Source organism: Micromonospora sp. NBC_00860, assembly GCF_045207375.1.
Classification (GTDB): Bacteria; Actinomycetota; Actinomycetes; order Mycobacteriales; family Micromonosporaceae; genus Micromonospora; species Micromonospora vinacea.
On the sequence record NZ_CP108825.1, the window covers coordinates 7,317,128 to 7,335,492 of the forward strand.

Here is an 18,365-nt window from a genome sequence, read left to right on the forward strand (position 1 = left end):
GCAACGGGTGAAAGGACAAAGTCCCGATCCGGACGTCTGGCCAGTGGTCCGCCGACGAAGGCGCACAACGGCAGGGCCTAGGCTGGGCGGCAGAGTGACCCACAACGCGGTGGGTCGAGGGGAGTGGCACCGATGGACCGGCGTCCGGCGATCAAACCGGAACCCGACCTCCGGCAGGATGACTCCGGCCGGGACGATGACAGCTTCGATTCGGCGACCGACGGGGACGGCTACGGCCGGCTCGACACGGGAGTCACCGGGCTGACCGGGTCGAGCATCGACACCATCTACGATCTGGGTCTGCCAGCCGAGGCGCTGGCCGACGACGTGGAGGACGCCGAGCTCGACGAACCCGTCCCCAACGCGGAGCGCCTGGTGGCCCAGGCCGTCGCGCTCGCGGGGGACGACCACGACGCGGCGACACTTGTCGGCCGTTTCTGGCGGTTCGCCCCGGACGAGGAGCTGGTCGGCTTCACGGCGGAGGAGATGCTCGACGCGGCCCGGGCGCACCGGGATCTCGCCCAGCAGCGGGTGCCGGGCGAGTTGAAGCTGCGGATCCACGAACCGCACGCGGACCAGCACCACACAGTCGTCGAGATCGTCACGGACGACATGCCGTTCCTGGTCGACTCGGTGACGGCGCTGCTCAACTCGTACCACCTCGACGTGCACCTGCTGGTGCACCCGCTGGTGGTGGTGCGGCGGGAGCCGCTGGGCCGGCTCACCGAGGTCTCCGCCGACGTGGAGCCGGACGACGCGATTGCCGGCGACATCATCGAGAGCTGGATGCGGATCGAGATCGACCCGGTCCGGGACGCGGCCGAGCGGGACCGGTTGCGCCGCGAGTTGCAGCGGGTCCTCACCGACGTGCGGGAGGCGGTGGAGGACTGGCCGAAGATGCGTCAGCGTGCCCTCGCGCTCGCCGACGAGCTGGCCTCGGCCCGTACCTCCGACAACCGCCCACCGGTGCCGGAAAAGGACATCACCGACTCGGTGGAGCTGCTGCGGTGGCTCGCCCAGGACCACTTCACCTTCCTCGGTTACCGCGAGTACCGGTTGGTGGACGCCGACGGCGGCGACGCCGCCGACCCGGTCGACGGCAAGGCTTTGGAGGCGGTGCTCGGCACCGGTCTGGGCATCCTGCGCTCCGACTCGCCGGACGCCCGGTCGCTGGCCTCGATGACGCCCGAGGCGCACGAGAAGGTGCTGGAGAAGCGCCTGCTCATCATCACCAAGGCCAACTCCCGTGCCACAGTGCACCGCTCGGCGTACCTGGACTACATCGGCTTCAAGATCTTCAACGCCGATGGTGACGTGATCGGTGAGCGGCGCTTCCTGGGCCTGTTCTCGACGGCCGCCTACCGGACCAGCGTCCGTGAGCTGCCTGTGGTACGCCGCAAGGTGGCCGAGGTGCTGGACCGCTCCGGCCTGAGCCAGCGCAGCCACTCGGGCAAGGATCTGATCCAGATCCTGGAGACCTACCCGCGCGACGAGCTGTTCCAGATCAAGACCGACGACCTGTACCACGCGGTGGTCGGTGTGCTGCGTATGGCCGGTCGCCGGCAGCTGCGGGTGTTCCTGCGTCGGGACGCGTACGGGCGGTTCATCTCCTGCCTGATCTACCTGCCCCGGGACCGGTTCACCACGCAGAACCGGCTGCGCATGCAGGACATCCTGCTGCGGGAGCTGAACGGCGTCGGGGTGGACTACACCACCCGGGTCACCGAGTCGATGCTGGCTCGGGTGCACTTCATCGTCCGTACCGACCCGACCCGACCGCCCGGCGACATCGACGCCGACCTGCTGGCCGAGGAGTTGGCGGACGCCACCCGGCTCTGGGACGACGACTACCGGTTGGTGCTGGAGCGCAAGCTCGGCGACGAGCAGGCCAAGCACCTGTTCACCCGGTACGCCGACGCGTTCCCGGAGGGATACAAGGACGGGCACACGCCGTACGAGGCGATGAAGGACCTGGCGAAGCTGGAGCTGCTGGAGGAGCCCGGCCAGCTGGAGATGCACCTGTTCCGCAAGCAGTTGGCGCCCCGGCCGGGCACCCGGGTGCCGGGTGCGGACCTGGCCGAGGCGATGGACGTCCGGTTCAAGGTCTACCGGTACGGCGAGCCGATGATGCTCTCCGCCGTGCTGCCGGTGCTGCACTCGCTCGGCGTACGGGTGGTCGACGAGCACCCGTACGAGGTGGACCGGATCGACGGTCGGGTCTACCTGTACGACTTCGGCCTCATGCTGCCCGAGGGGCATCACGAGCTGGCCGAGGTGCGCCCGCACGTGGAGAACGCCTTCGCGGCGGCCTGGCGCGGTGAGGCCGAGGTGGACCGGTTCAACGAGCTGGTGCTGCGCGGCGGGCTGACCTGGCGGCAGGTGGTGGTGCTGCGGGCGTACGCGAAGTACCTGCGGCAGGCCGGCACGGTCTTCTCACAGGACTACATGGAGCAGACCTTCATCGCGTACCCGAAGCTCGCCGCGTTGCTGGTGGAGCTGTTCGAGACCCGGTTCGCGCCGGGCGAGTCGAGCACCGAGCAGCGGCAGCAGCGCAGCGGTGAGCTGGTGGAGACGATCCGGGGCGCGCTGGACGACGTGGCGAGCCTCGACCAGGATCGGATCCTGCGCTCGTACCTGACGCTGATCGAGGCCACCCTGCGGACCAGCTTCTACCAGAAGCGCGCCGACGGGCGACCGAAGGCGTACGTGGCGTTCAAGCTCGACCCGCAGGCCATTCCGGACCTGCCGGCGCCGCGACCGAAGTTCGAGATCTTCGTCTACTCGCCCCGGTTCGAGGGTGTGCACCTGCGGTTCGGGCCGGTGGCCCGGGGCGGGTTGCGCTGGTCCGACCGTCGGGAGGACTTCCGTACCGAGGTGCTGGGCCTGGTCAAGGCGCAGATGGTGAAGAACACCGTGATCGTGCCGGTCGGCGCCAAGGGCGGCTTCGTGTTGAAGCAGAAGCCGGGTGACCGGGACGAGGCGGTCGCCTGCTACCAGGAGTTCGTCGGCGCGATGCTGGACGTCACCGACAACATCGTCAGCGGGCAGATCGTGCCGCCCGAGGACGTGGTCCGGCACGACGGCGACGACCCGTACCTGGTGGTGGCGGCCGACAAGGGCACTGCGACGTTCTCCGACATCGCCAACGAGATCTCCAAGGCGCACAACTTCTGGATGGGTGACGCGTTCGCGTCCGGCGGATCCGCCGGCTACGACCACAAGAAGATGGGCATCACCGCCCGGGGCGCCTGGGAGTCGGTCAAGCGCCACTTCCGGGAGTTGGGCCTGGACACCCAGACCCAGGACTTCACTGTGGTCGGCGTCGGTGACATGTCCGGCGACGTCTTCGGCAACGGGATGCTGCTCTCCGAGCACATCCGGCTGGTGGCCGCCTTCGATCACCGGCACATCTTCCTCGACCCGGAGCCGGACGCCGCCACCTCGTACGCGGAGCGTCGACGGCTGTTCGACCTGCCCCGTTCCTCCTGGGAGGACTACAACCCGGAGCTGATCTCGGCAGGTGGCGGCATCTTCCCGCGTACCGCGAAGTCCATTCCGATCACCCCGCAGGTCCGGGCGGCGATCGGCCTGGACGACGACGTCACGCAACTGTCGCCGCAGGACCTGATGAAGGCGATCGTCACCGCCCCGGTGGACCTGTTCTGGAACGGCGGCATCGGCACCTACGTCAAGGCCTCCACCCAGACCAACGCCGAGGTGGGCGACAAGTCCAACGACGCGATCCGGGTCGACGGGCGCAACCTGCGCTGCCGGGTGGCGGGCGAGGGTGGCAACCTGGGTTGGACCCAGCTCGGCCGGATCGAGTACGCGTTGACCGGTGGCCGGATCTACACGGACTTCATCGACAACGCGGCCGGGGTGGACACCTCCGACCACGAGGTGAACATCAAGATCCTGCTCAACACGGCGGTGGCCGACGGTGAGCTGACCATGGCCGACCGCGACGAGCTGCTGGCCGGGATGACCGACGAGGTCGCGGAGCTGGTGCTGCGGGACAACTACGACCAGGCTCGGGCGATCAACAACGCCCAGGCCCAGGCCGCATCGCTGCTCCCGGTTCACCGCCGGATGATCAACGAGCTGGAGCGGTCGGGCGGGTTGGACCGGGCGTTGGAGGCGCTGCCGCCGGACGAGGAACTGGCGGTCCGCAGCGAGTCCGGCCTGACCGCGCCGGAGTTCGCGGTGCTGCTCGCGTACGTGAAGATCGTCCTGGAGCGGGAGATCCTCACCGAGGGGTTGGCAGACGAGGAGTGGACGACCGACGTACTGGTCAACTACTTCCCGACGCCGATGCGCGAGCGGTTCGCCGACCGGATGGGCCGGCACCGCCTGCGCCGGGACATCGTCACCACAGTGCTGGTCAACGAGGCGATCAACCGGGGTGGCATCTCGTTCATCTTCCGGGTGGTCGAGGAGACGGCGGCCAGCGCGGCCGACGTGATCCGGGCGTACGTGGTGGTCAGCGAGGTGTTCGGCCTGCGCGACCTGTGGGACGCGATCGAGGCGCTGGACAACAAGGTGGCGCCGGAGCTGCAGACCAGCGTCTACCTGGACACCCGCCGGCTGCTCGACCGGGCGGTGCGGTGGCTGGTCTCCAACCGGCGCTCGCCGATCGACGTGCCGGCCGAGATCGCCCGGCTGCGTGACGGGGTCACCCGACTGCTGCCGGGTCTTGAGGAGCTGTTCTACGGCAACGAGCGCCAGGGCATCGCCGCGCACATGGACTCGATGACCGAGCGTGGGCTGCCCCGCGAGCTGGCGGAGCGGGCGACCCGGCTGATGTACAGCTTCGGCCTGATGGACGTGGTGGAGACGGCGAACGCCAGCGGGCGGGACGTCAGCGAGGTGGCTTCGGTCTACTTCGTGCTGTCCGACCTGTTCCGGGTGGACTCGCTGCTGTCGAAGATCTCCCTGCTGCCGCGGGAGGACCGCTGGCAGACGCTGGCCCGGATGGCGCTGCGGTACGACCTGTACGCCGCGCTGGCCGCGCTCACCGCGGAGGTACTCGACTCCACCCCGGGCGACCTGCCGCCGCACGAGCGGGTGCAGCAGTGGGAGCAGTCGAACGCCACCTCCATCCACCGCGCCCGACGGGCGATGGGGGAGTTCGACGAGTCGCGGGCGGATCTCGCCGCACTGTCGGTGCTGCTGCGTCAGATCCGCACCCTGGTGCGGACCTCGGCAGCCGCCTGATTCAGGTATACGCCGGACCGTTTCGTTAGTCGCCGATCAGGCCGCCAGGGTGGCGAAGACGACGATGTTGTCCGGGTAGCTCTTCGCGGCCTCGTCGAACTGACCGCCGCAGGTGACCACCCGCAGGCTGGGTCGGTCGCTCGGTCCGTAGACCAACTCGGTGGGGAAGGCAGTCTTCGGGTACGACTTCACCGAGTCGACAGTGAAGGTGGCCGGCACTCCGTCGGCGCGGCGCACGGTGACGGTGTCGCCGGGGGTGAGAGCGCCGAGGTCGAAGAAGACGGCCGGGCCGAGCACCGCCGAGTCCACGTGCCCGACGATGACCGCGTTACCCGTCTCGCCCGGGCTCGCACCGGGCTCGTACCAACCGGCCTGGTCGGCCTTGTCCAGCGGAGGGACCTGGACGGTGCCGTCCGGGTTGGTGCCCAACGACATGATCGTCGCGTCGACACCGATCCGGGGGATCTCGATGCTGGTCGGTGCCGAACGGGCCAAGCCGGCCGCCGCCTGACCGGCCGGCTGCCCGTCGACCGCTGGAGCATCGTCGGCGGTGCCCGCCGGCGGGGTGACCTCGGGGCCGGCCTGGGCCAGCGGCTGCGGCGGCCGGGGAGTGGGCGTGGTCTTCAGGGAGGCGCCGATCATGCCGGCGCCGATCATGGCCAGGGTGACGACGACGGCCGTGCCGGCGGCACGCCACGGTTTCCCGTGGCGGCCGCCGGCCGGTGTCGCCGTCACGTCAGACGAGCGAACCATCGGTCCGCCGACGACGCATCAGCACGATCCCGCCGAGCGCGGCAGCGCCGAGCAGGCCCGCCCCGCCGGTGGCCAGACCCCGGTCGGTGCCGGTGCTGACGCCGCCGTCACCACCGTCGACACCGCCGTGCGGCAGCACGACCAGCTCGCCCTCGCCGCAGGAGCCCTTGAGCTCGTAGCGACCCGGCTTGGCGTCCTTGTCGACCTTGGCTTCGCCGTAGTAGACGAACTCGCGCTCCTCGTCCCGGCCACGCTCGTCCGAGCCGCGCTCGTCCTTGCCGTAACCGCCACGCTCGTCCGAGCCGTACTCGGAGCCGTGCTCGTCCTTGGACTCCCAGCCCTTGTCGGAGCCGTTGTCCGAGCCGTACTCGGAGCCGTGCTCGTCCTTGGACTCCCAGCCCTTGTCGGAGCCGTTGTCCGAGCCGTACTCGGAGCCGTGCTCGTCCTTGGACTCCCAGCCCTTGTCGGAGCCGTTGTCCGAGCCGTACTCGGAGCCGTGCTCGTCCTTGGACTCCCAGCCCTTGTCGGAGCCGTTGTCCGAGCCGTACTCGGAGCCGTGCTCGTCCTTGGACTCCCAGCCCTTGTCGGAGCCGTTGTCCGAGCCGTACTCGGAGCCGTGCTCGTCCTTGGACTCCCAGCCCTTGTCGGAGCCGTTGTCCGAGCCGTACTCGGAGCCGTGCTCGTCCTTGGACTCCCAGCCCTTGTCCGAGCCGTTGTCCGAGCCGTGCTCGTCCTTGGACTCCCAGTCCTTCTTGTCACGGCCTTCTTCGGCGTCCTGGCCGTGCTCCTCGCCCTTCCAGTCCTTGCTGTCCTCGTCGCCGTAGGCGTCAGCGGCAGCGCCGCCACCCTGGCCGCCCTTGCCGTTCTCGTCCTTGCCGTGCTCGTCCTTGCCCTTGTCGTCCTTGCCGTGCTCGTCCTTGCCGTTCTCGTCCTTGCCTTCGTGGTCCTTGCCCTTGTCGTCCTTGCCGTGCTCGTCCTTGCCGTTCTCGTCCTTGCCCTCGTGGTCCTTGCCGTTCTCGTCCTTGCCCTTGTCGTGGTCGGAGGAGTTCTCCTCCTCGCGCCACTCGCGGTCCTCACCCCGGTCCTCATGTGCCGGCTTGAGCTTGACCTTGCCGGTGACCTTGGACCACACGTACGCGTGCTCCTGCCGATCCGGGCAGATCTCGAGGAGCTTGACCTCGTCGCCAGCCTTTACGACGTGCGGCTTGGCGTAGACCTTGCCTTCGTCGTGACCGTCGGCGAACGCGATCCCCGGTGCGAACACCAGGAGCGACGCGCCGCCGAGCGCGGCGCCCGCAACGACCTTCCCGAGCATCTTCTTAGCCATGACCTGCGTCACTCCATCCCTGTTGTCCTGAGCCCGGCGACAACCGAGCTAAGACCGACGTTAGACGGTTTCATGACTTATGAAGTGAAAGATTCGCGTTTTGACCTTTGGTCCAGGTAAGAGGTGAAGGGGTGCTACGCGGCTTTCGCCGCGCCGAGCGTCATCTCAGGCAGCCCGGGACCTTCTGGGGTACGGCACGGTGTTCCGCGCCCACAGTTCCCGGCCTGCCTCGCTCATCCAGTAGAGGCGGGTCCGGGCGGCGCGTGCCGGTCGGGCGGGCTCGGGGGTATCGTCCGAAACGGCTCCGGCAACGCATCGAGCCATTGCCATGGAAGCGCTCCCATGCAAGAATCGGCGAACGCGGTTCAGAGAGCCACACCGTGCAGGCAGGGAGTCGAGGGCACCCGGTTCACCGGGCGACACACCCGCCGCCGATCGACCGGCCGACGTCTCGGTCGGGCACCACCACCACCATCGCCCGTCCGGGTCGGGCGCCCCCCAAGAATCCCGTTGGCGCCGACGGCCGTCCGTGTAGGACGCCCATCGGGCCGTCCCGCCGGGCCGTACGTGGGCCCGGTCTCGCCCAAGGAGATCAGTGGCATGAATGTGTGGAGAAGGCTAACCGGCCCACGCCGGGCCCTCGCGCTCGCCGGCGCGGGTGCCCTGGTCGCCGGTGGGCTCGTAACGATTCCGGTTACCGCGGCGCAGGCCGCGACGCAGTGCGATATCGCGTACACGAGCAACGACTGGCCCGGCGGTTTCACCGCGAGCGTCACCATCAAGAACGTCGGCGACGCGCTGAACGGCTGGACGCTGGGCTGGACCTTCCCCAACTCCAGCCAGCGGGTGCAGCAGGGCTGGTCGGCCACGTTCACCCAGTCCGGCAGCCAGGTCACCGCCCGGAGCATGTCCTACAACGGCACCCTGGCCACCGGCGCGTCGACGAGCATCGGCTTCAACGGCGCGTGGAGCGGCAGCAACCCGAAGCCGACCTCGTTCACGCTGAACGGCGTGGTCTGCAACGGTGGCACCACCCCGCCGACCACGCCCCCGCCGACCGACCCGCCGCCGACCACGCCCCCGCCGACCGACCCGCCGCCCACCACGCCGCCGCCCGGCACCAAGGTCGACAACCCGTACGCCGGGGCGCGCGGTTACGTGAACCCGGAGTGGAAGGCCAAGGCGGACGCCGAGGCCGGCGGAAGCCGGATCTCCAACAACCCCACCGCCGTCTGGCTGGACCGGATCGCCGCGATCAACGGTACGCCGGACAGCAGCTCCAACGGGGCCTTCGGGGTGCGGCAGCACCTGGACGAGGCGCTGCGCCAGGGCGCCGGCTACATCCAGTTCGTGATCTACAACCTGCCCGGCCGGGACTGCTCCGCGCTCGCCTCCAACGGTGAGCTGGGCCCGGACGAGCTGCCGAAGTACAAGGCCCAGTACATCGACCCGATCGCCGCGATCCAGGGCGAGTCGAAGTACAGCAGCCTGCGGATCATCAACATCATCGAGATCGACTCCCTGCCGAACCTGGTCACCAACACGTCCGATCAGGCCGGCGGCACTGTCATGTGTGACACGGTCAAGGCCAACGGCGCCTACGTCAACGGCGTCGGCTACGCCCTCGCCAAGCTGGGCGCGATCGGCAACGTCTACAACTACATCGACGCCGGCCACCACGGCTGGCTCGGCTGGGACTCCAACTTCGTCCCGACCTCCAACATCCTGAAGACCGCCGCGGTCGCCTCCGGCAGCACTGTCAACAACGTGCACGGGTTCATCACCAACACCGCGAACTACTCGGCGCTGCAGGAGCCGTACTTCAAGGTCACCGACAACGTCAACGGTCAGTCGGTGCGGCAGTCCAAGTGGGTCGACTGGAACTTCTACGTCGACGAGCTGTCGTTCGCCCAGGCGTTCCGCAACCAGTTGGTCTCGGTCGGCTTCAACTCCAACATCGGCATGCTGATCGACACCTCCCGTAACGGCTGGGGCGGCTCCGCCCGGCCCACCGGTCCGGGCGCGACGACGAGCGTCGACACGTACGTCAACGGTGGCCGCATCGACCGCCGGGCCCACCTCGGCAACTGGTGCAACCAGGCTGGTGCCGGTCTTGGTGAGCGGCCCCGGGCCACCCCGGCGACGGGCATCGACGCCTACGTCTGGGTGAAGCCGCCGGGTGAGTCGGACGGCTCCAGCAAGGAGATCCCGAACAACGAGGGCAAGGGCTTCGACCGGATGTGCGACCCGACGTACGGCGGCAACGCCCGAAACGGCAACAACCCGTCCGGAGCGCTGCCGGACGCGCCGATCTCCGGTGCCTGGTTCTCCGCCCAGTTCCAGGAGCTCATGCGCAACGCCTACCCGGCGCTCTGATCGGGTAGCTCACGCACCAACCCGCTGCCAGTGGTTGGTGAGGCACTGTTGGCAGCAGGTTCCCCCCGGGTCCCCGGCTCGACCGTCACAGGTCGGGCCGGGGACCCCCCCTTGTGGGCCCCCGATCAGGGCACCGTGCGTTCGATTGCCGCCCGGCCCTGCTCGGCCAGGTCACGGCGGGCCTTGTCCAGGTTCTCCGGTGTCAGGTCCTGGCCACGGGCCATCACCAGGTCCTCCGGCTCCCAGGGCTGCTCGCCCCCGGTGCGGATGTTGTCCCCACCGGCGCCGGTGCCCGTCCCGGTCGCCCCGGTGCCGGCAGCGTACGGATCACCGATCAGCTCGTCGGTGTCCGGTGCGAGGTCGTCCGGTCGACTGCGGGGTTCGGCGAAGCCCGGTGTGTCCCGGTCGGGGCCACCTCCGGTCCGCAGCTGCGGCACGGTGGCGTCATCGTCCACCGCCGAGGCCACCTCGGGGCTGTCCTCCAGCGGCGGTTGGCGATCGCGATCGGTCATGGTGCTGCCTCCTGTGTCCGACACGGTGCCTGATTTCCCCCACGTACCCCTTCGTGCTCCGCTCATGCCGCACGGCCCGGCGGTCAGGCCGGGCCGTGCTCACGAGGTGCGGTCGGGCGGTCAGGCGTCGGGCTGCTGCTCGTTCGGGTCCGGCGCTTCGGCTGGGCGCAACCACTGCCAGAGCAGCATGAGCAAACCGAACACGAGCATCGCCAGCCCGGCCCACAGGTTGATCCGTACGCCTTCGGCCTTGTCGATCTCGGCCCGGCTGTCGAAGATGCCGATCAACGTCACGATGATCCCGTACGCGACGAACAGGCCACCGATCACCCGGCGGATGTCGAACAGCCGGGCCGCGGCGGACCGCCGCTGCTCCGCCTGCGTCTCGTCGATCAGCGGGTCCTGTGCCGGCTGGCCATCGTTGCTCATCTGCCGACCCCTTTCCTTAGAAGACCGGGATGTAGAAGACGGCGGCCAGCGCGACCGCGATCAGACCGAGCAGCACCGGGGAGCGGTACCAGACGGCGTCCCCGGCGAGCACGTCGCCCTTCAGGTCGACGCCGCCCATGCCGTACACCAGCCCGCGAAGCTCCTCGTCCCGCTTGGGCGAGGTGAGCGGGGTGACGATCGCGGCGACCACCACCGCCGTGACGAAGGCCAGACCGGCACCCCAGAAGCTCTCCTCCAGGTCGGAGTTGAAATCGACCACACCGCCCTTGTAGAGCAGGTAGAGGCTCAGCGACACCAGGGTGCCCAGCAGGAGCGACCAGAAGCCGGCCAGGGCGCTCATCCGCTTCCAGAACATGCCGATGATGAAGGTGGCGAACAGCGGCGCGTTGAAGACGGAGAAGAGAGCCTGGATGTAGTTCATGATGTTGCTGAACCCGGCCGCGATGAACGCGGTGCCGATCCCGATCACCACGGCGGCGACCGTCGCCCACCGCCCGACCCGCAGGTAGTACTCGTCGGACCGGTCCCGGCGGATGTACGCCTGCCAGATGTCGTAGGTGAAGACGGTGTTGAAGCCGCTCACGTTGGCCGCCATGCCGGCCATGAACGAGGCGAGCAGGCCGGTGACCGCCACCCCGAGCACGCCGTTGGGGAGCAGGTCGCGCATCAGCAGCGGGATGGCGTTGTTGTATTGCAGGTCGCCGCTCTCCGCGCCGAGGCCCTTGACAGTGACCAGGGCCACCAGGCCGGGGATGACGGTGACCAGGGGGATGAACAGCTTCGGGTACGCGGCGATGATCGGCGTACGCCGGGCGGCGCTCATGTTCTTCGCCGAGAGGGCCCGCTGCACCTCGGCGAAGTTCGTCGTCCAGTAGCCGAACGACAGCACGAAGCCGAGGCCGAAGACGATGCCGATCCAGTGCGCGCCCAGCGGGTTGGCAGTGCTGCCGGTGTCCTGCCACGCGTGCAGACCCGCCTCGCCGAGCTTGGTGTCGCCGACCGCGTCCATCAGGCCGTTCCACCCGCCGACCTTGACCAGACCGATCACCGTGACCGGGATGAGGCCGGCCAGGATGACGAAGAACTGGAGCACCTCGTTGTAGATCGCCCCGGACAGGCCACCGATGGTGATGTACGCCAGCACGATCGCCGCGCCGACCACGATCGCCGTCCAGAGCGGCCAGCCGAGCAGCGCCTGCATGACGAGGGCCAGCGCGTAGAGGTTCACGCCGGCGATCAGCACCTGGGCGACGGCGAAGCTGAGCGCGTTGAGCAGGTGGGTGGGGCGGTTGAACCGCAACCGCAGGTACTCCGGCACGCTGCGGACCTTGGAGCCGTAGTAGAAGGGCATCATCACGATGCCCAGGAAGACCATCGCCGGGACCGCGCCGATCCAGTAGTAGTGGACCGTCATCACGCCGTACTGGGCCCCGTTCGCGGCCATCCCGATGATCTCCAAGGCGCCCAGGTTGGCCGAGACGAAGGCGAGACCGGTCACCCAGGCCGGCAGGGAACGGCCGGAGAGGAAGAAGTCGACGCTGGTCCGGATCGCCCGGCGCGCGGCGAAGCCGACCCCGAGGACGGTGACGAAGTACAGCGCCAGGATCAGGTAGTCCAGGCCGTTCATGTTGAGCCGAAGACCGTCGCCGTCCATCCCGTCACCCCTCGTCCCGCGGTGGTTGGTGCGCGCGCCCTATTACCCCGTCCGAGCGGTTTCACTCCCGGAGGTCGGGACCGCCGTCTTCCGGCCCCAACGGGTGGTCTGGCCGGCCGGGCGACGATCAGCGCGCAGGAGGGCGCCCCGGCCGTCACGGCCGGGGCGCCCTCCTGCTGGTCAGCTGATTCAGCGACCGAGTACGCGGTCCAGGAAGTCCCGGTAGTTACGTACCGCCATCCGCAGCTGCTCGGTGTCGGCCGAGCCGGCGTCCTGCCATCCACCCAGGGTGTTCTTCTGCGCGGCCAGCGCCGAGGAGAGGGCCTGGATGGCCTCCTCCACCAGCGACTGTGCTTCGCCGGCAGCCGCCTGCGGGTCGTCGACGAAGCGCAGCTGCACGTCCCGCCAACGGTCCCGGAAGCCCTGCGCGGTGTCCGTGTCGAGGAGCGTGGCCGGCTCGGCCGCGACTGTCGACCCGGCGGGTCGGGACGTTCCGGCGGACTCCAGCGTGGGGCTGGTGTCGTCGCCGGGAACCGGTTCGCCGTCCGCGTCCGGGTCGACCATCTCCGGTGTCGCGCTGCCGTAGCCGGCCGCGCCCGCCGTGGCCGCGTCCCGGTCGCCGGTCAGATCGCCGCGCCGCTCGGGGTCGCCGTCAGTGCTCCCCGGCGGAACGACGGTCCGCGCTGACGTGTCCGCGTCGGTGCGGTCGTCGAGGTCCGTGCGGTCGTCGACGTCGGCGCTGTCGTCGACGTACGCGTCGCGGCGGTGCAGCTCCGCTGTGGGGTCGGCGCGCAGACCCTCCCGCTCGCCGTCCTCGGCGCCGTCGCCCGGCTGGGCGGTCCGCTCGGCCCGGGGGTCCGGCTGATCCTGCGGGTGCGGGCTGGCCAGCGCGGAGGCGGCCACCGCGTCGGCCACAGTGGTGGCGCCGAACGTCGTCGGCAGCGGCCCCGGCTCGTGGAAACCGCCCTCGTCGGTGGACCGGTCGTCGCGCCGGTGACGCGTGTCGGAGTCGTCGGTCAGCTCGTCGTCGGACCTGTCGTACGCGACCTCCCGGTCGGTGTCGTCGGTCCGCTCGTGAGCGGCGGTCTGGTCGTCGAAGGTGCCCCGGTCGTCGAGAGAGTCCTCCGGGACGTCGGAGCGGCCGGCCCGGTCGCCGGCCGGGGGTACCGGCACGGGCGCGGACCGGACGGCCTCCGGGTGGTCGTTGCTCACCTGCTGCTCTTCCTGGCGCATCGGTGGCCTCCTCAGCGGCTCGTGGCGTCGTGGTCCGGGTGGTGGCGCTGTTCGGGAGTGCGGTGGCCGACCGGCTCCTCGCCCAGCAGGTCGGCGAAGAGCGCGCGGTAGTGCACGACCGCCTGCCGCAGCTCCTCGGTGTTGGCCTCGCCCCGGGAGTTGCGCAGGTGGATCTCGTGCGCGTCCCGGTAGTTGGTCAGCGTGCGGGCGTGCTCGACGGAGAGGTGGGCGATCTGGTCGGAGAAGTCGCCGGTCGGGTAGCCCTGCTCCTCGATGAGCCGGGTGACCAGTTCGTCCGCGTCGCCCACGGTCTCGCCCGGGGAGTCGATGAAGCGGACCTGGAGTTCCTCCCAGGCGGCGGCGTACCGGGCCCGGGACTCCGGGGTGAGTGGGGTGAGCGTGAGCTCGGCATGCCGACGTTCCCGGTCGCGCAGTTCGCGCTCGGCGGCGGACCGGCTGTCCTGTTCCGCCACCACCCGGTCGTACTCCGGTCCGAACCGGTTGCGCAGCGAGCGGCGGTTGTTGAGCGAGCGGGCGGCCACGGCCAGCACCGCGACGATCACCAGCACGACGAGCACGATGACGATTATCTGCGTGGGCGACATGGGCTCCTCCTTCGTCATCTGCTATTCCCTCCGCGCAGTGATCGCCAATCCCGATCCGAGACACTTTCCTGACAGGGGCCGCAACTGCCCGGCCAAGACTTGACTCATTCCAGAGCGGCGCTCGGATGGGTCTGACGCGCCGCCGACCTCGACCGGGAGCAAATCCGGGACGAGTGGTGCAGCCGCGCGGTTTCGTCGCACCCGGCCCGTTCCCACCCGGCGCACATCCCGGAGCGTCGATGTCGACGCGACGGGCGGTAGTGCAACCGCCCTCGATTACGTATCCTGCCCAAGGCGCCCGCGCCGGTGCCCGGCGACGCGGCCGGGCGCTCAGCCGGCCGGCGCGTTGCCCGGCGGTGCCGGCACCCCTCCTGCCACCCCTGTACGGGCGAGGTCTGATGAGAACCCGCGACTGGCCGATCCGCTCGAAGCTGACCGCGTTGGTCGTCGCGCCGGTGACCGCGCTCCTGGCGCTGTGGATCTTCGCGACCACCCTGACCTTCGGTCCCGCCCTGAACCTGCTCTCCGCCCGCACCCTGCTGTACGACCTGGGTCGCCCCGGCGAGACGGTGGTCACCGAGCTGCAACGGGAACGTCGACTCTCGGTGGTGCAGCTCGCCGGTGACTCCGCGCTGCCCGCACTCGCCGAGCAGCGCGGGCGCACCGATCGGGCGATCGCCGAACTGCGCCGCCGGGTGGACGGGGAGCCCCTGCGCGACGCCGCTGACGACCTGCTGGAAACCCGTGTCGACCAGCTGGTCAACGCCCTGGCGGCGCTACCCAGCGGGCGGAAGTTCATCGACGACCGCAAGGTGGACCGGGCCGGCGCCATCGGCCTCTACAGCGGCATGGTCTCCGCGGCCTTCCAGGCGTTCGCCGGCATGGCGACCCTGACCGACCCGGACATCAACCGGCAGGCACTGGCGCTCACCGCGCTGGGGCGCTCCCGGGAACTGCTCGGCCAGAGCGACGCGCTGCTGGCCGGCGCACTGACCGCCGGGCGGTTCGCCGAGGGGGAACACACCCAGCTCGTACAGGCCATCGGCAACCAACGGTGGCTCACCGAGAACGCCGTGGCCGACCTGCCCGAGAGCAGCCGGGTCGCGTACCAGCGGTTGACCGAGGGTGAGGCGTTCACCCGGCTGCGCACGATGCAGGACGCGCTTGTCGTACCCAACCGGTCCGGCCGGCCGACTGTCGACGCGGCGGCCTGGCAGGCCAGCCAGGACGCGGTGCAGCAGCAGTTACGGGACTTCGAGCTGTCCGAGGCCGACGCTCTCACCGACCGTTCGGTGCCGATGGCGGTCCGCATCCTGGTGCGGCTGGCCGCCGCCGGCGTGCTCGGGCTCATCGCCGTGGTCGTCTCCGTGCTGGTGGCGCTGCGGGTCGGCCGCACCCTGGTCCGGCGGCTCAGCGGCGTCCGCACCGCAGCGCTGGAGCTGGCCGAGCACCGGCTGCCCGACGTGGTGACCCGGCTGCGCCGTGGCGAGCAGGTCGACGTGGCCCGGGAGGCGCCGCCGCTGGAGTACGGCCACGACGAGATCGGCGAGGTCGGGCGCGCCTTCACCGAGGTGCAGCGCACCGCCGTCCAGGCCGCCGTGGACGAGGTCACCCTGCGCCGCGGGCTCAACGAGGTCTTCCTCAACATCGCCCGCCGGAGCCAGAGTCTGGTGCACCGCCAGCTGCATCTGCTGGATCGGATGGAGCGGCGTAGCGAGGACCCGGACGAGCTGGCTGAGCTGTTCCAGGTCGACCACCTGGCCACCCGGCTCCGCCGGCACGCCGAGGACCTGGTCATCCTCGCCGGCTCGGCGCCCGGCCGGGGTTGGCGGAACCCGGTCGCGATGGTCGACCTGATCCGCGGCGCGATCTCCGAGGTCGAGGCGTACGAGCGGGTGGACGTCACCGCCGTGCAGCCGGCCGGCGTGCTGGGGCGGGCGGTCGGCGACGTGATCCACCTGCTCGCCGAGCTGGTCGAGAACGCCACTGCTTTCTCCCCGCCGGACACCCGGGTCACCGTCACCGGGGCGCAGGTGGCCAACGGGTACGCCCTGGAGATCACCGATCAGGGGCTGGGCATGTCCGACGCGGCGCTGGAGACCGCCAACACCCGGCTGGCGAGCTCGCCCGAGTTCGACCCGGCGCAGAGCGCCCGACTCGGGCTGTTCGTGGTGGCCCGGCTGGCGGCCCGGCACGGCGTACGGGTGCGGTTGCGCCCATCCGGGCAGGGTGGTGTTACCGCCGTGGTGCTGGTTCCCGGCGATCTGGTCACCACCGAACCGCCGGCCGGCCCCGACCCTGCCACTCTCGGCGCCGCGTCGGCCGACCCGAACCGGCGGCTGGCTCGGACGGCGCGCCGGGGCACCGTGACCCGCCCTCGCACCCGCCCGCCAACGGCCCCGTCCGCCAGCACGGCCCGGCCCGCCCCACCCACCGGAGCACCGGCCTCGGCCGCCCCGCCGGCCACTGGGCGCGGTGAGGGGTCGGCGACCTCCGACGAGCCGGACGACGAGCTGGATGGCCTGCCCCGCCGGGTGCGACGTCGTACCCCCGCCGCCCAACCCCGTTCGACAGTCACCGACACGCCGTCGCCCCGCTCGCCGGAGGAGGTCCGCCAGGTGATGGCGGCGCTACAGGCCGGCACTGCGCGCGGACGCGCCACCGCCATTCCCCCGACGGCACCGGCTGGCCCGGCGCCAACGGGTTCGGCGGCGCCGACCGGTCCGGCGGCCCTCACCGACCCGCCGACGACCCCCGAACCTTCGACAGCAACTGAGAGGGACGCCTAGTGCGGGATTCGACGAAGCAGAGCGCCGGCCTCGACTGGTTGCTCGACGAGCTGGTGCAACGGGTACCGGCCGCCCGGGAGGCGGTGGTGCTCTCCGCCGACGGTCTGCTGCTCGGCTGTTCGGCGGAGCTGGAGCGCTCCGACGCCGAGCATCTCTGTGCGCTCGCCGCCGGCTTCTCCAGTCTTGCCCGGGGTGCCAGCCGGCACGTGGACGGCGGCCCGGTCCGGCAGACAGTGGTGGAGATGGAGGCGGCGTACCTCTTCGTCACCGCCGCCGGGCAGGGTGCCTGCCTCGCCGTGGTGAGCGACGCCGACGCGGACATCGGGCTGGTCGCGTACGAGATGGCGATGCTGGTGATCCGGGTGGGGGAGAGCCTCGCCGCGCCGGCCCGATCGGCGGCGGGTGCCGGAGATGCGGACTGAGCCGCCCGGGCCGCAGCACGAGTGGCTGGACGGTGAAGCCGGCCCCGTGATGCGCGCCTACGCGCTCACCGGAGGCCGGGTACGCTCCGCCGTCGACCATTTCAACCTGGTCGCGTTCGTGTTGGCCGGTGCGGACGTCGACGTGGCGAGCCACCCGCGCCTGCTGCCGGAGCATCGACGGCTGGTCGGGTTGGCCTGCCGGCCGGTGTCGGTGGCCGAACTGGCCGCCGAGTTGGACCTCGCGGTCGGCGTGGTCCGGGTACTGCTCGGTGATCTCCTCGCCGAGGGCCTGGTCGCGGTGCACGAGCCGCCGGCCGCCGGCACCCTTCCCGACGACGACATCCTCAAGGCGGTGGTCAGTGGACTCCGTGCGCTTTGACCAGGCGGGCACCAGCACCACCATCCCGCTGGCCCTGAAGATCCTCATCGCGGGAGGCTTCGGTGCCGGCAAGACGACCTTGGTGAGTGCCCTGAGCGAGGTCCGTCCGTTGCAGACCGAGGAGGTGTTGACCGGTGCCGGAATCGGCACCGACGACATCTCCGGCGTGGAGGGCAAGTCCACCACCACCGTGGCGATGGACTTCGGCCGGATCACCATCAACGACGACCTTCAGGTCTACCTGTTCGGCACGCCGGGTCAGGACCGGTTCTGGTTCCTCTGGGACGAGCTGGCCTTCGGCGCGCTCGGCGCTGTGGTGCTCGCCGACACCCGGCGGCTGGCCGACTGCTTTCCCTCCATCGACTACTTCGAGCAGCGTGGTATCCCGTTCGTGGTGGGCGTGAACTGCTTTGACGATTCCCGCCGGTTCAACCTGGAGACCGTCCGCCGGGCCCTCGACCTGGACCTGGACGTGCCGATGGTGCTCTGCGACGCCCGGGACCGGCAGTCCGGGAAGATGGTGTTGATCTCTCTGGTGGAGCACGTCGCCCGACAGCGCGGCGAGCCGGTGCCGGCGGCCTGAGAACCGGCCCGGAAAGCCGGTTAACGGGCGGGCAACGCGGGCAGCCTCTGGTTGGATCAACGAAGGAT

13 protein-coding genes are annotated in these 18,365 nt (G+C 70.2%); 6 read left to right on the plus strand and 7 right to left on the minus strand.

Going from position 1 to position 18,365, the window contains the following annotated elements; genetic code table 11:
- The first annotated feature begins 132 nt into the window (after positions 1 to 132).
- Positions 133 to 5,214: an NAD-glutamate dehydrogenase gene (locus tag OH804_RS33965; protein ID WP_406061748.1), complete on the plus strand. Its 5,082-nt coding sequence runs from the start codon at positions 133 to 135 to the stop codon at positions 5,212 to 5,214.
- Positions 5,215 to 5,250: 36 nt separating this feature from the next.
- On the opposite strand, the gene OH804_RS33970 is transcribed toward OH804_RS33965, so the two are convergent.
- A complete protein-coding gene (locus OH804_RS33970) occupies positions 5,251 to 5,949 on the minus strand; it encodes a class F sortase (protein WP_406061750.1) in 699 nt (232 codons plus the stop codon).
- Position 5,950: 1 nt separating this feature from the next.
- A complete protein-coding gene (locus OH804_RS33975) occupies positions 5,951 to 7,294 on the minus strand; it encodes a hypothetical protein (RefSeq protein ID WP_406061752.1) in 1,344 nt (447 codons plus the stop codon).
- A 600-nt stretch (positions 7,295 to 7,894) separates the two neighbouring features.
- On the opposite strand from OH804_RS33975, the gene OH804_RS33980 reads away from it, so the two are divergent.
- On the plus strand, positions 7,895 to 9,670 hold the full coding sequence (locus OH804_RS33980; protein ID WP_196919457.1) for a glycoside hydrolase family 6 protein: 1,776 nt from the start codon (positions 7,895 to 7,897) through the stop codon (positions 9,668 to 9,670).
- A gap of 125 nt (positions 9,671 to 9,795) precedes the next feature.
- On the opposite strand, the gene OH804_RS33985 is transcribed toward OH804_RS33980, so the two are convergent.
- The 5 genes from OH804_RS33985 to OH804_RS34005 form a co-directional block, all read right to left on the minus strand.
- Positions 9,796 to 10,182, minus strand: coding sequence for a hypothetical protein (locus OH804_RS33985; RefSeq protein WP_196919456.1), 387 nt, complete (start codon positions 10,180 to 10,182; stop codon positions 9,796 to 9,798).
- Between the two features lie 120 nt (positions 10,183 to 10,302).
- Positions 10,303 to 10,611, minus strand: coding sequence for a hypothetical protein (locus tag OH804_RS33990; RefSeq protein WP_196919455.1), 309 nt, complete (start codon positions 10,609 to 10,611; stop codon positions 10,303 to 10,305).
- Positions 10,612 to 10,627: 16 nt separating this feature from the next.
- On the minus strand, positions 10,628 to 12,286 hold the full coding sequence (locus OH804_RS33995) for a sodium:solute symporter family protein (RefSeq protein WP_196919454.1): 1,659 nt from the start codon (positions 12,284 to 12,286) through the stop codon (positions 10,628 to 10,630).
- 189 nt (positions 12,287 to 12,475) lie between these two features.
- Entirely contained in the window at positions 12,476 to 13,519 is a 1,044-nt protein-coding gene (locus OH804_RS34000) for a hypothetical protein (RefSeq protein ID WP_406061755.1), read from the minus strand.
- Positions 13,520 to 13,530: 11 nt separating this feature from the next.
- Positions 13,531 to 14,124 carry a hypothetical protein gene (locus OH804_RS34005; protein WP_196924614.1) on the minus strand — a complete coding sequence of 198 codons (594 nt, stop codon included), beginning with the start codon at positions 14,122 to 14,124 and terminating at the stop codon, positions 13,531 to 13,533.
- 398 nt (positions 14,125 to 14,522) lie between these two features.
- On the opposite strand from OH804_RS34005, the gene OH804_RS34010 reads away from it, so the two are divergent.
- From OH804_RS34010 to OH804_RS34025, 4 genes are read left to right on the plus strand one after another with little or no spacing between them, the layout of a single operon-like run.
- Entirely contained in the window at positions 14,523 to 16,913 is a 2,391-nt protein-coding gene (locus OH804_RS34010; protein ID WP_406061757.1) for a nitrate- and nitrite sensing domain-containing protein, read from the plus strand.
- Positions 16,913 to 17,335, plus strand: a complete 423-nt coding sequence (locus OH804_RS34015; RefSeq protein ID WP_196919451.1) for a roadblock/LC7 domain-containing protein — start codon at positions 16,913 to 16,915, stop codon at positions 17,333 to 17,335. The genes OH804_RS34010 and OH804_RS34015 overlap by 1 nt, the downstream gene beginning before the upstream one ends.
- Positions 17,325 to 17,714 carry a DUF742 domain-containing protein gene (locus tag OH804_RS34020; protein WP_406061759.1) on the plus strand — a complete coding sequence of 130 codons (390 nt, stop codon included), beginning with the start codon at positions 17,325 to 17,327 and terminating at the stop codon, positions 17,712 to 17,714. The genes OH804_RS34015 and OH804_RS34020 overlap by 11 nt, the downstream gene beginning before the upstream one ends.
- The gene (locus tag OH804_RS34025) at positions 17,695 to 18,297 is read left to right on the plus strand and encodes a GTP-binding protein (protein ID WP_406061761.1); all 603 of its coding nucleotides are present in this window, start codon (positions 17,695 to 17,697) and stop codon (positions 18,295 to 18,297) included. The genes OH804_RS34020 and OH804_RS34025 overlap by 20 nt, the downstream gene beginning before the upstream one ends.
- Positions 18,298 to 18,365: the final 68 nt, after the last annotated feature.